At 58.6% G+C, this 12,152-nt stretch carries 13 protein-coding genes; 8 read left to right on the top strand and 5 right to left on the bottom strand.

The genetic code is table 11. From position 1 onward, the window contains the following. The first annotated feature begins 181 nt into the window (after positions 1-181). A complete protein-coding gene (locus AC066S_RS30745; RefSeq protein WP_126261723.1) occupies positions 182-520 on the top strand; it encodes a hypothetical protein in 339 nt (112 codons plus the stop codon). A 425-nt stretch (positions 521-945) separates the two neighbouring features. Here the strand turns inward: AC066S_RS30745 and AC066S_RS30740 are convergent, their stop codons facing one another. From AC066S_RS30740 to AC066S_RS30725, 4 genes are read right to left on the bottom strand one after another with little or no spacing between them, the layout of a single operon-like run. Continuing rightward, positions 946-1,935 carry a phospholipase effector Tle1 domain-containing protein gene (locus tag AC066S_RS30740; RefSeq protein WP_126261722.1) on the bottom strand — a complete coding sequence of 330 codons (990 nt, stop codon included), beginning with the start codon at positions 1,933-1,935 and terminating at the stop codon, positions 946-948. Positions 1,936-1,941: 6 nt separating this feature from the next. Continuing rightward, a complete protein-coding gene (locus AC066S_RS30735; RefSeq protein WP_126261721.1) occupies positions 1,942-2,145 on the bottom strand; it encodes a DUF2235 domain-containing protein in 204 nt (67 codons plus the stop codon). 15 nt (positions 2,146-2,160) lie between these two features. Further along, the gene (locus AC066S_RS30730) at positions 2,161-2,523 is read right to left on the bottom strand and encodes a hypothetical protein (RefSeq protein WP_126261720.1); all 363 of its coding nucleotides are present in this window, start codon (positions 2,521-2,523) and stop codon (positions 2,161-2,163) included. Then, positions 2,520-2,969 carry a hypothetical protein gene (locus AC066S_RS30725; RefSeq protein WP_126261719.1) on the bottom strand — a complete coding sequence of 150 codons (450 nt, stop codon included), beginning with the start codon at positions 2,967-2,969 and terminating at the stop codon, positions 2,520-2,522. Before AC066S_RS30725 ends, AC066S_RS30730 begins: the two co-directional genes overlap by 4 nt. 327 nt (positions 2,970-3,296) lie before the next feature. Between AC066S_RS30725 and AC066S_RS30720 the strand changes: the two genes are divergently transcribed. From AC066S_RS30720 to AC066S_RS30695, 6 genes are all read left to right on the top strand, one after another. Next, entirely contained in the window at positions 3,297-3,626 is a 330-nt protein-coding gene (locus AC066S_RS30720) for a helix-turn-helix domain-containing protein (RefSeq protein WP_126261718.1), read from the top strand. A gap of 75 nt (positions 3,627-3,701) precedes the next feature. Continuing rightward, a complete protein-coding gene (locus AC066S_RS30715; RefSeq protein WP_126261717.1) occupies positions 3,702-4,334 on the top strand; it encodes an ImmA/IrrE family metallo-endopeptidase in 633 nt (210 codons plus the stop codon). A gap of 96 nt (positions 4,335-4,430) precedes the next feature. Next, entirely contained in the window at positions 4,431-5,282 is an 852-nt protein-coding gene (locus tag AC066S_RS30710; RefSeq protein ID WP_478271378.1) for an E2/UBC family protein, read from the top strand. 23 nt (positions 5,283-5,305) lie between these two features. Beyond that, on the top strand, positions 5,306-6,772 hold the full coding sequence (locus tag AC066S_RS30705; protein ID WP_164719088.1) for a ThiF family adenylyltransferase: 1,467 nt from the start codon (positions 5,306-5,308) through the stop codon (positions 6,770-6,772). 461 nt (positions 6,773-7,233) lie between these two features. After that, the gene (locus AC066S_RS30700) at positions 7,234-7,944 is read left to right on the top strand and encodes a lipase family protein (protein ID WP_126261714.1); all 711 of its coding nucleotides are present in this window, start codon (positions 7,234-7,236) and stop codon (positions 7,942-7,944) included. Positions 7,945-8,038: 94 nt separating this feature from the next. Continuing rightward, positions 8,039-8,497, top strand: coding sequence for a hypothetical protein (locus AC066S_RS30695; protein ID WP_126261713.1), 459 nt, complete (start codon positions 8,039-8,041; stop codon positions 8,495-8,497). A 464-nt stretch (positions 8,498-8,961) separates the two neighbouring features. Here AC066S_RS30695 and AC066S_RS30690 read toward each other — a convergent pair whose 3' ends face one another. Beyond that, the gene (locus tag AC066S_RS30690; RefSeq protein ID WP_126261712.1) at positions 8,962-9,573 is read right to left on the bottom strand and encodes a hypothetical protein; all 612 of its coding nucleotides are present in this window, start codon (positions 9,571-9,573) and stop codon (positions 8,962-8,964) included. Between the two features lie 307 nt (positions 9,574-9,880). Between AC066S_RS30690 and AC066S_RS30685 the strand changes: the two genes are divergently transcribed. After that, complete coding sequence (locus tag AC066S_RS30685) at positions 9,881-12,142, top strand: DUF2235 domain-containing protein (protein ID WP_135166772.1); 2,262 nt, start codon at positions 9,881-9,883, stop codon at positions 12,140-12,142. Positions 12,143-12,152 lie beyond the last annotated feature (10 nt).

Here is a 12,152-nt window from a genome sequence, read left to right as displayed (position 1 = left end):
GACCACATTGCAGCTTTTCGTTGCCCCCCGAGTTCTTGGCGCAGATTTTCCGCGAGCCGCGACGCGTCATCGAAAGCCGAGCCGAATCACCGGACAACATCGAGACCAAGAGGTGTGAGCAACGCGTCGAGCCGATTGCAAACAGGCTAACGCGCGCTTATCGAAGAGACATATTGCTTGCGTGATTTGGACCAAGATTTTGCCCGGACCCGTCGACAACCGAACCGAGAGAGAGGCCTTTGCTGCCTGGAAAAAGGCAGCCCAAGAGCTTGCTCACGGGAACGAGGCGATTGCGAATGCAAGTCGCGACGAGCTCAGGAAAGCTCTGGTTGATCTTGACGCGCTGTTTCGCAGTGCTCCCGGCAGCGCCCACAAGGCCTACCGAAATCTGACGGAAAGGCGGATCGAGAAGGCGCGGGAAGCGTTCATCGACTCGATAGGAGACGGCCATCTTTCGTGGTCGCTATCCGATGAAACGCCCGAATTGGCCGCGTTGAGGATGGGCGGCCTCGTACGGTAAATTGACCGGGTGCTTGCCGAGCGGCGCTCTCACTGGCCGATCGCGCCAAGTGAGTGGCACCTCGAGGAGTTCGGATGCTGGTTCATTCCGCGGCAGGGCGTCAGCGCATTGCGACCTGCCCGACGGGGGCAAGCCTATTCAAAGCGAGGAACACTCACCGAATCCTGCCCGCAGCGATACAGGGCTACTCTGTCCATGTGGTGGATACCCGCACATTGGCACATTGCATAGTTCCGCGCCGGCGATTGTTTGTGGGGCTGGACTATCGGACTCAGCTCCGCTGTGGCAGCAATTTTCCTTTATCCTTTGGTTGACCAGAGACGATCCATAAGGCGCCCGCATTCGATCGCCATCCGGAAATGCAGGTAGCAGCCGCGCTGGAATCAAGTGGGAAAAGTACCATTCACGGTAGCCTCCTGCTTCTTTTAGCTGCTGGTTGCGGCCGTGCCACCGCCTCCGCTGCTAGCGACCTCGTAATATGCCTTGGCCTTAAGATGGTTCTGCAAAGCGAGGGGCCTGTACGGTGCAAAGCTCGTAAAATTGCGCACCGCCTTCATTGACAGCCGCTCATAGACGGTTGGGTGAAGCTGCGCCGTGTCGGGCACCTGTCGCACTGCCTTTGACCATTTGAGCGCGGTGCCACCCATACCCACCATGCATTCATCGTGCATCATGCCGTCCGCCGACGGATATAATCTTAACCGGTCACTATCGACCAAGACGCGACCGGCCTCCGGAATCTTCTGGGTGATGAATTCCACCATCCAGGCCAGCGTGACATCTGACAGGCGAGATTCGTTCTCGGGATAGCTTCCACCGATGTCGGCGTGATTGCCGGCAAACCAGATCTGGTCGAACTGCTCGGGCTCACCCTCTCGGTCTGGCCACTTCACAGTACCGCTTCCTCCCCAGGGTACCCGCTTGAAGTCCCTCCGGCCCTCATCGATTGATTGCAGATGCCGTGCGTACTGGATATCCGATGGAAAATGTCGATCGTAAGCCCAGTCTGGAAAGAAGCGTTGCCAACCGATCGCGGCGACAGCGTCCCAAATTCCGATAAAATAGGCGGAAGCCCCTGCACGACGTCCGACCTGTGAGCTGTAGGCATTGCGAAACTGCGCCGCCCGCTTGTCGGCTTCCGCGGCTGCCCTTGGCATTCCAAGCCAGTAGATCGAGGAGACCGCCTCCTTGGTAACTTTCCTCAAGGAAGCCGGATCAAGACTGATCGGCTGACCGTCCCCCTCCTTCGTCGGAATACCGCAGAGCTCGAGCACGTGCGCGAGGCACCTTGCCGTATAGGCGCCGCGGCTGAAGCCGAACAGGTAGATACGATCTTCAGGCTCCCGACGCCGATAATCGCGACATAGCAATCGATGATCTTCTTCGTGATGCCGATCCGAACATCTGCTGGACAGTCTCTTTCAACCTGCCCCAAGCGTTGGTGTGTCCAGGCACAGGCGTCCCAATCCGGGAATGTAGAGTGCTAATTGCCTCTCTGGGTCGATGATCGAATCCGGCCCGGTACGCGTAGCGCGGTATAGCTTATAGACCGTGCGGCTCTCGTCAGGCAGGAGACCGCCTTCGTTGCCCGTGCCGTCCGCGAACACCAAGATGTTCTTAGCCATGTCAGTCTGCCTTTATCATGTGACGAGAGGTTCGAGGGATGCATCAGCGACGGTAATGCCGGTCGCATCGGTGAAGATGGCGGCTACATCCCTGGCTGTCTGACGGTATGCGTCGTAGGTGCTTTGGCCCACGAGCGGGATCGCCTCTGCCAGGCTTATCACCTGGCCCTGCTTAGCGGCGATCGCGGCGGCCTTGAGCTTCTGCTCTTCAGAGCGGAGACTGGCAATGGCCGCATTGAGGTCGGAAATGTTCGTGGGTGTCACCAGCTTGCCGCCGATGTAGACGAGCTGGCTAAGTCCGACGATGCCCAGGATCGTGTCCGGAACGACGAAGGTCGAAAGCTGGTTTACGCCCGCCGCGATCAGCCCACCGATCACGACCAGCCGAATATAAAGCTTTGGTAGCGGTACACATCGAAGGCACCGTCAGTGGAGAAGAAGTCACGCCAGCTCGCATTCGACGGATCGACTGACGTCTTTGCCATCGGAAGCCAATTGCGGCGCAGGAGCCATGCCCGATTGTCTGCCGACAACGTATTCCGTTGGCTGTCAGTGCCCTTTGCTATGGTTGCGCCAATGCCGCTAATGCCCAAGAGCGTCAGGATCGATCCGGACAGATCAACCAACGTTCCGGTCTGAAGGAGAAGCAGCGAAATCAGGGCAGCAACCGCCAGAGAGAAAGCCAGTGTCTGGAAGGTCGACAGACTTCCTTTGCCGTCCGGGCCCGCGGAGACCTGTGCGGGGTTCAACGCGCGCAAGAAAGATCCCAACGTGTGATCCTTCTTGCGGAGTGCAAAGGCTATCCAGAGGTAGAGAACCAGCACCTCGACAAGGACGGTCCCAATACTGAACCAGTAGGGACTGAGGCGGACGCTTACGGATGATACGCGCCAGGGCGACTGACCGACTGGGCTACGCTGGCGCGGCAAGGGAAACCATCCTCCAAGACTTGGAAATGGTCGAAGCCCGTTGAGAGCTGATGACCCGCAACGTGCAGAGCTACCTGGCCCGCGTCGGAAACGATGCGGGGCACTTTCTTCCCGTCTAAAATGTCACTCTGGCGATAGCATCTGCGGCACCGAATGGCATTTCACGAGTGACAATCAGCTAATTAGCTGATAAGCTTCCAGAAAATAGGAGAGGTCTACGGTATGGGTCTGGATATGTCGTCCTTTGGACGTGCAATTGCCTCCGCGCGCAAGGAGAAGGGCATGAGCCAAAAGGAACTCGCCACTAAGATCGTGAAGGAGGACGGCGAGGCAATAACTCCGCAGTACTTGAACGACATCGAGCACGATCGCAGAAGCCCGTCCTCAGACCATTTGGTGAGCGAGTTTGCGAAGGTCCTAAAGATAGACCCGCTGGCTTTGTACGGCGTGATCGGAATGCTGCCCGAGCAGGACAGAAAACTGATAAGAAAATCCACTCCTGACCAGGTCAACCAGGCATTCGTTGCGTTTCGGAGACACCTGAAAGGATAGCGCTTGAGGTACGTCCGCGACACGATGCATGGTTTTCGGGAGAGGCCTCACTACGAGCCTGCCGAACTTGATTCCATGTTCGAAAAGCTCGTGGCGGACCACCTGCGGAGCAAGCACGGCAAGGTCGAGTTTCCTATTTCGACTGACGATATCACGACCTTGATCGAGCGGGACGTTACGGATCTGGACCAGCATGCCGACCTGACCATGTATGGCGCCGGCGTTGAAGGCGTCACTGAGTTTGCCCGCGCCGGAAAGCCAAGGGTCTCGATCTCCAATGACGTCCACAGGTTCGAGAACCGGCTGCGCACCACCCTTACCCATGAATACGGGCATGTGATCCTGCACGCCTACCTTTTCGCGCTCGAGCAGCGCCAGCTAGCCGTGGACGGCAATCGGAAGCCCAATGCCATCTATTGCAAGCGGGATACGATGGTCTCCGCGAGCAAGACTGACTGGATGGAATGGCAGGCCGGCTATGTATCTGGCGCGGCCCTTATGCCAAGGACTTACCTCAAGAGAGTCGTGGGCGACATCCAGCAGCAGCGGAACATTTACGGGCCCTCGTCACCAACCAGCGAGAATGGCGTCGCACTGATCGATGCAGTCGTGAATGGCTTTGCCGTCTCACGCGAGGCGGCCACCGTGCGCCTGAAGATTCTGGGGATTCTCGGCCAGGAACTAGCCTCCGGTAATCTTTTCTCCTGAAATCAATAACTTGGCGCCCAGTTGACTCGGGCGTCGTTCGGCGTAAAATACGCTAATCAGCATATCCGCTGACTAATTGATAAAGGAGACGGCAAGATGAGCGAAGCGAACCAGGAAGGTCATAAGGAGCCCATTGAGGCGGGGCCCAAGGGCCACGAGGCCTGCGGGCACGATGAAGTCAAAGCCCTGCACGATATCGAGGAGGCCAAGGCTGACATCGACAAGGCCAAGGACGAGATCCAGCACGGCATGCAGGACCTGGACGCGGCCGAGCACAAGCTCGAAGCTGCCGAGGAGGAGCTTGAAGAGGCCCACCACCATCCGAAAATCATCCATTTCTCGGTGGACGGTGAGGATTACGAGACAGAGCAACGCAAGTGGACTCCGAACGAGATCATCAAGGAGTTCTCGGGTCTGGATGTCGCGACGCACTATCTCGTCGAGACCGATCCCCACCACCAGGCCAACTTTCAAGGCAAGGGCGACGTCCCGTTCAGATTGCACGATCACGCCAGCTTCCAGGTGATCTCGGTCGGTCCCGCTCCAGTTTCCGATGGGACTGCAAGAACCGGGGTGCCCTGCTTCATCGCGGGTCTGAAATCGCTCGGTTTCAATCCCGCGATTGCACCCGGCAAGACCGAACATGTTTACTTCGACTACGAAATTCCGACCGGCAAATTCGCCGGGCAGCAGATCAAGCTGGGTCTGGTGGTACCGGGGGACTTCCCGATGACATCGCCTAGGGGAGTCCACGTATCCCCCAGGTTTTATCCCAACCAGGGCGGAGGCGAACATCCGAGGGGCGGCATTCACGACAGCGCCGACTTTCAGAACGCGTTGGGTGGTGAATGGCAATACTGGTCTCGCCCTTACAAGAACTGGGGCGCCGCGAAGAAGGCGGTGGCTACCTACATGAGCCACGTCTGGAAACTATTGGACACGCAATGACAAGGGCCGTCCGGAGTGCGGCCATGTCCGAGGCGGTCGACGCGTTAGCGCGACGTCACCTGTTACGCGCCGACCGCCAGGAAGATCTCTGCTTCGCGCTCTGGCACCCGAGCACAGGGCAGACGCGGACGACCGCTCTGGTTGAACGGCTGATCTTACCGCGCGAAGGCGAACGGAACGTCCACGGCAACGCCAGCTTCGAATCCCACTATTTCACCCGAGCCCTTTCGGAAGCCGCGGAGGCTGGCGCAGGTCTCGCGCTCATGCACAGTCACCCGGGCGGCCTGGCATGGCAGGGCATGAGTCCGGATGACATCAACACCGAGCAGGGTCATGCAGCCGCCGTCTACGGCGCCACGAAGTTTCCCTTCGTGGGCTTCACGGTCGCAAGCGATGGAGCCTGGAGCGCCAGATTCTGGGAACGCACGGCACCGCGCCAGTACGCAAGGCAGGACTGCACCACCGTCCGCGTGGTTGGAGAAAAACTTCGCTCAACGTTCATGGAGGCTCTCGCGCCGGTCCCACGCGGGACAGATGCGCAGATACGAACGATCTCTGCGTGGGGCAGGAAGAAGCAGGCCGATCTCGCGCGGCTTCGGGTTGGCATCGTCGGAGCGGGCAGTGTGGGCGCCTTCATCGCCGAGGGCATGGCCCGTACCGGAATTGAAGACGTTACGGTGGTTGATTTCGACAGGATCGAGGCCAAGAATCTGGACCGCCTCCTCTACGCGAAGCGAAGCAATGTCGGGGTGCTGAAGGCGGAAGCATTGGCGGGACACTTAGGCGAATGCGCAACGGCAGCACGATTCAACGCCCTGCCGGTCGTGGCGGCTGTCTATGAGGACGCCGGCTTTCGCGCCGCGCTGGATTGCAATGTCCTGTTCTCCTGCGTCGACCGCCCTTGGGGAAGGCATGTCCTCAATTTGATTGCCTATGCTCACCTGATTCCTGTCATTGATGGCGGAATATCAGTGCGCACGAACCGACAGGAGGAATTGGCCGCCGCTGACTGGCGCGCACATACAGTCACCGTGGGACATCAATGTATGCAGTGCATCGGCCAGTACGATGCTGGGCTTGTTCAGCTGGAACGGGAGGGTTACCTGGACGACCCGACCTACATCCAGGGATTGGACAAGGGCCACCCGCTGAAAGCTCGCGAAAACGTTTTCGCCTTCTCGATGTCCTGCGCGAGTCTTCAGACGCTTCAGATGCTGGCGATGGTTCTCGATCCTCTTGGCCGATCGAACCCCGGTCAGCAGCTCTATCATTTCGTAGGCAGCTTCATGGAGCCGAGCCAACACGGGAAATGCAGCCCCGAATGTCTCTTTGCCGATATCGTCGCACTGGGGGATCACTGCGGGTTTGAGGTGACTGGCGCACCTCCTGCGAACAGAGACCATGTCCCAGAGAAGTTGCCTGAGCGGGTGCCAAGCCCGAGCCTGTTCCAGCGAATCTCTCGCGCAGCCAAACGCCTTTTCATCGGCTGATAAGTTAACCCCAGTCATGCGCTTCGGCCTTCCAGCAAATACAGACACGTTCGAGATACCGGACGATTGGTGGCAATTCGCCGAAATGGAACGCTTCCAGCCCGGTCCGGGAGGCTACTACCCGTACCAGGTGCGAGCCGGGAATGACGTGGACGTGGTACCTCTCGCCGACGTGGCGCCGCCTCAACGCAATCCCGGCGTACCCATGCTTAAGAAGTTCAAGCTGGTCCCGATACTCCTCGCATTCCAATCTCCCGAGTGCGCGCTCCCTCCGGTCGAGGTCTACCACGCCAGGTCGGGCCCATACCGCTTCACGGTCCACAATGGCTTCCATCGGTTCTACGGTTCAGTAGCAGCGGGATACGTGTACTTGCCGGTCCTCGTCCGCGAGCCGCTTGACCTTTGACGAGGCTCGCCGCCATCGTGCCAGCCTCTTGCCAATATCCAGGTGACCATACAAGATGACATTGGATGCCGCATTGGGGGGCACAATGGTTGCACCATCCGCCGATCCTGCTTGGATCATCACTCTCGTTCACGGCACCTGGGGACGCGGGTTCTTCAGTCTGGATAAGCCGACCAAGTCTCCACGTTGGTTTGAGGCGGGTTCGGAATTCCGGCATCACCTAAGCATTGAGTTGGAAACCCTGGGCATTCCTGCCCCGCATTTTGAAGTCTGCAAATGGTCCGGTTCGAACTCGATTGCTGCGAGAGAAAGCGCAGCGCGCCAGCTCGCGGACCAGCTCGAATCGCAACAGCGGTTGAATCCAGGCAGGAGGCAGCTTGTCATCGCACATAGCCACGGCGGTAACGTTGCGGTGCGTGCGACCACGCATCTCAAGAGTACCGATAAGCACATTCTGGTCGCGACGCTTGCGACACCGTTTATCGAGATTTTTCCGCGCTCAAGCATACTTTCGCCGAGTCCAGTTCTGACGTTTGTCTATCTTGCTGCCAATGTAATGCTTGGCGTCTTCCCGTTCCTTTTCCTGACAGGCATCATTAAGCCCCTGACGCAATTCTGGCTGGTGCTTTATGGTCCGCTGGCGCTCATCGCCATTGTCGCCCACTTCTTTTTTAACTCCACTCGCCAGAAGAAAAAGAGAGACAGGCTGGGTAAGCAGCTCGTACAGCACACATCTCACGAGGGACTAACCCCAACACAAGTCTGACCTTCTCATACTGCGAGGCATCGATGACGAGGCCACCCTATCAATCGCTGCTGGCGCATTGGGCCGGAGGCTCGCCTCATTCAATTCGAATCTGATGGAGGCTATCGGTGAAGGCGTACGGTGGATCTTTTTTCTTGTGTGTCTTCCGGTGCTAGGAATCTTCGCCTTTCCGAAGGCGTTGGTGGACAGCTTTATGCACAGCTTCTTCCTGCCCGCATCTTACATATTCTTTGGCGTCATAGCTGTTGTCTCACTAGCCATTCTCCTGTCAAACGCGATAGCGGCCATGTGCCTTGCCGTCTACGGAAAGGAACTGTTCATGAGTTCTGCCAATCCACAGGTAAGCACCAACTCTGCCCCCGATTGTCCAGGGCCGATTGCCATACACACCTTAACCCGCAATGAACTCAGGTCACCCGGTGGATTTCGTCACTTTATTTATAACGAACCCGGTTGCGCGGAATACGTCGTGAGATGGGCAGCCGCACGCATCGCCGGCAAGCACTACGTCGATATTCTCGTGTACGGCGAGGTTCAAGGCCGACACGACTGAAATATCCAGAGGATTCGGCGCTCATAGGTTGCTTGAATGAGTCCAACGAGCAACCGACGAGTTAAGCGGCAAACGACCGAAATTGTTGGTCGGCCGATTATCACTGCAGGCCTGCCTCGATGCACGGCAAGTTTGGGAAACTGGGCCTGAAGTGCGCCATGCGAAGCGTTGATTTCTGACCAAGTGAACCGTCCGCAACCCAAGGCGAACTCAAACACCAATCTTTCTGCAATAGTCGTTATTGGGTTGCTGTTTCCCAATAAGCTTGGCGGGTAGCCAAAACCTGTGCACCTTACCTTGGTGACACCAGAGATCGCCGACTTTGACGGCCTCATTTCTGTCTAGAAGACGATAGCCCGGCAGGAAATCATATCCGACCGTCGCGTACGTTTTGAACTGCTGCCAGAACGTTATTTCATACAGTGCAGACCGCTTGTCTCCGTCGAGCACGGCGCGGCGTATTTCTAGACCCTTCTCGCGTTTGATTCTTTGCCCGCCTTGTCAAGCAACTCCTTGACTACCTTCGCTGCCTCGTCCTCAGCGATGAAGGTTTCAATCTTGTAGGGAGCTTCAATGAACTGCCCATCCTCGCGATAAGCCAGCCCTCGCACTATCTTCTCGGTCATCGCGTCAAAGCTCGCGCGGGGAATATTGATAGCAAGCTGTTCGGTCTTCGGCCGCCCCCAACGTTCGCCGAGCCCTGGCATGATCTGGCCTTCCGGGATTGCCTCCCCCTTGAACATCTCTGCAAGCATCTTCTTGCCTCGGGCCGCTCGCGCGGCCGCGTCCTTCTCATCCCGACCGGCCTTGGGGTCCATTGCCCTCAAAGCGGCGTCGGCCAGGCCTTGCGATGCTTCGTGCTTGGTGTCGAGCGCAAGAGCGACGCGATTCAGCAGATCACCTTCGATCTTGCTGAAGCGCTGGTTGCAGCCGAAGCAGCTTGGAAATGTCCACCTCTCCAGGGTTTCTGGCGTTGCATAAGGATACCAGGCCTTCGGAAACATATGGTCCGACGTAAGTTCAACGCCTTCCTTCACGCAGTGGACGCACTTTCCGATCTCCCTCTTTTTCGCCATGTGCTCTGCCGCTCCTGAATGGGAGCGTCCGTATAGCACACCCGCTGACGTTGTGCTCTGCAATAGCCGCGGAGCGCCGAGGGCCAGCGCCTCCTATTCGTCCAGATCACCAAGTCCATCCGACCAAAGAAAAGCATTCTGGCGCCGTCCTATTTCGTCTCAGGCCCATCTCCAGTTGCGCGTCTGTCCCCAAAGCACTGCGAGAAGGCGCGTCCGGAATTTGATAGAACGACTATCAGAGGTTGAAATCTTCCCGGCACCTGTTACGCTTACGCATTCACTTTATCTTTTCAGGGAGGGCGCTCGCATGGCCAGCCCCAAGATCATTATCCTGTCCGACGGCACCGGGAATGCCGCCTCAAGCGTCTGGCGCACGAACGTCTGGCGGATGTTCCAGGCGCTCGACCTGCAAGGCAACAGCCAGGCCGCGAAATACGACGATGGCGTGGGCACCTCGTCCTTCGTTCCGCTCGCTGTGCTGGGCGGCGCATTCGGATACGGCCTCAAGCGCAACATCCTCGACGCCTACAAGTTCATCTGCCGCAACTACGATCACCAGAGCCATTCAAAGATCTACCTCTTCGGCTTCAGCCGTGGCGCGTTCACCGTGCGCGTCCTCGGCGCGCTCATTCTTCAGCAGGGCTTGGTTGTGGCGGATACCGAAGCGGAGCTGCACAACGGCGCGGTCGAGGCTTACAGGGCCTACCGGGCAAAGGGCTACCACTCGATCTTGCGGATCGAGGTGCTCTTCCGCGCCTTGCGCGACTACGTCCTGGTGCCGGTGCTCGACCTTTTGCAAGGCAACAAGCCCTACGCCAAGATCGTCCGCAAGGACATCCCATCCATAGAGTTCGTCGGTGTGTGGGACACGGTCGCGGCCTACGGCCTGCCCATGGACGAGATGACGCGCGGCGTCAGCAACTGGATCTGGCCCCTTGAGCTTCCGAACCGGGTCTTGAGCCAACGCGTCAAATGCGCAAGGCACGCGCTTGCGCTCGACGATGAGCGGACGACCTTCCATCCCGTGCTCTGGACCGAGGAAGGCGAATCCAAGCCAGCGGTCCCCACCACCATTGACGACGAGCGCCTGGTCCAGGTCTGGTTCGTCGGCATGCACGCGAACGTGGGCGGAGGTTATCCCGACGATGCCGTATCGTTCGTACCGCTGTCCTGGCTTGTCGACGAGTCGATCAAGCGTGGTCTCGTTTTCAAGGAGGCCCCCTTCGCAGACCCCGACTCCATTAAGCTGATCAGTTCAGCGCAGGATAAGGACGGCCGCCTCTATGACTCGCGTTCCGGCCTCGGCTCCTACTATCGCTATGGCCCGCGGAAGGTCTCTGACCTGTGCAATGACCCGTATGTCGGCGTCAGCGTCAAGTTGCCGAAGATCCACGAAAGTGTGTTCGACCGTATCGACAGCGGCTGCAATGCCTATGCTCCGATCGGCTTGCCGCCGGAGTACCTCATGGTTTCCCGCAACGGCAAGCTCACGCCGCTCGGGCCGACGACATTCGAGACGCCAGCAGGTGCGACCGCCCGCTTTGCGGCACAGGAAAAGCTCTGGAATTTCGTCTGGATGCGTCGGCTGGCGTATTTCGCCACCCTGGCCGCCACGCTGCATCTTGCGGCGTTCTGGCTTTTCCACGACCGCATCAAGGAGCATGAGTTCGAGTCACCGATCCGGATGGTCTCCGAAGCCGTGCGGTTCATCGAGTCTTTCCTGCCGAAATCATTTCACTGGTGGACGGACTGGTACGCCGCGAACCCCGAATGGTTCGCCGGCGGCGTCGTCGCCGTGATCATCCTTATGGTTCTTGGCGGCAGCCTTAGCAGCAAAATCAAGGACCGGATGCGCCTGCTCTGGCGAGACCGGGCGGCGCCGGTGCCGCTCTCTGGCCTGATGCACGACGCCATCTACGCGTTCAGGACCCACCCGCTCTATCAGTTTGTCATCCGCGCCGCGAAGCGGCACGTCCTGCCCCTGTTTTTGGTGGTGGTGATGGTCTGGTTCGGCGCGACGGTCGCGAGCCATTTCCTGTTCAACGTCGCGGACTCGATGGGTGCATTCTGCATAGGCACGGCAGAGGCCAGGCTTATCCCGGTCAACAAGGGCATCGACCAGGACAGCGCGGACTTCGCGACGTCGGCGATCTGTGCGCCAACAGGCCTGAAGGTCTTTTCCGGCCGCTCGTATGAGATCAGGATCGCGGTCACAGAGCCTTGGACCGACGCCGAGCGGCCGACCACACCAGGTGGCTTCCGGACCTCCACCATAGAGCTTGCCAACCGGTGGAAGTTTCGCGGTGCGATATTCCTCCGTCGCATCCTGTTCAGACCCTGGTACCGCATCATCGCGCGGGTGGGCGAGACCGGCGTGGACGAGTATTTCCTTGACCCCATCCCGCTTCCGAACACGACTCCGCAAACGTACAAGGCAACGTTCAAGGCTGCACGCAGCGGTGAGCTCTTTCTGTACGTCAACGACGCGGTGATCGGCCTGCCATGGCTCAGCGACACGTTTTACCCGAACAACGGAGGCAAAGCCAAGGTGACCGTGAAATTGTTGTGAGGCAATCAGA

The sequence above is a fragment of the Bradyrhizobium sp. CFUWI genome, assembly GCF_056429085.1.
Note: the sequence above shows the minus strand (reverse complement) of the source record. Positions and strands in the feature narration are given on the sequence as shown.

What these genes read in the sequence shown, in the direction of transcription:
- AC066S_RS30705 (WP_164719088.1), top strand. Translation starts at nt 5,306, where the DNA reads ATGTCCGAGGCGGTCGACGCGTTAGCGCGACGTCACCTGTTACGCGCC.
- AC066S_RS30685 (WP_135166772.1), top strand. Translation starts at nt 9,881, where the DNA reads ATGGCCAGCCCCAAGATCATTATCCTGTCCGACGGCACCGGGAATGCC.
- AC066S_RS30695 (WP_126261713.1), top strand. Translation starts at nt 8,039, where the DNA reads ATGGAGGCTATCGGTGAAGGCGTACGGTGGATCTTTTTTCTTGTGTGT.
- AC066S_RS30715 (WP_126261717.1), top strand. Translation starts at nt 3,702, where the DNA reads ATGTTCGAAAAGCTCGTGGCGGACCACCTGCGGAGCAAGCACGGCAAG.
- AC066S_RS30690 (WP_126261712.1), bottom strand. Translation starts at nt 9,573, where the DNA reads ATGGCGAAAAAGAGGGAGATCGGAAAGTGCGTCCACTGCGTGAAGGAA.
- AC066S_RS30735 (WP_126261721.1), bottom strand. Translation starts at nt 2,145, where the DNA reads ATGGCTAAGAACATCTTGGTGTTCGCGGACGGCACGGGCAACGAAGGC.
- AC066S_RS30720 (WP_126261718.1), top strand. Translation starts at nt 3,297, where the DNA reads ATGGGTCTGGATATGTCGTCCTTTGGACGTGCAATTGCCTCCGCGCGC.
- AC066S_RS30700 (WP_126261714.1), top strand. Translation starts at nt 7,234, where the DNA reads ATGACATTGGATGCCGCATTGGGGGGCACAATGGTTGCACCATCCGCC.
- AC066S_RS30710 (WP_478271378.1), top strand. Translation starts at nt 4,431, where the DNA reads ATGAGCGAAGCGAACCAGGAAGGTCATAAGGAGCCCATTGAGGCGGGG.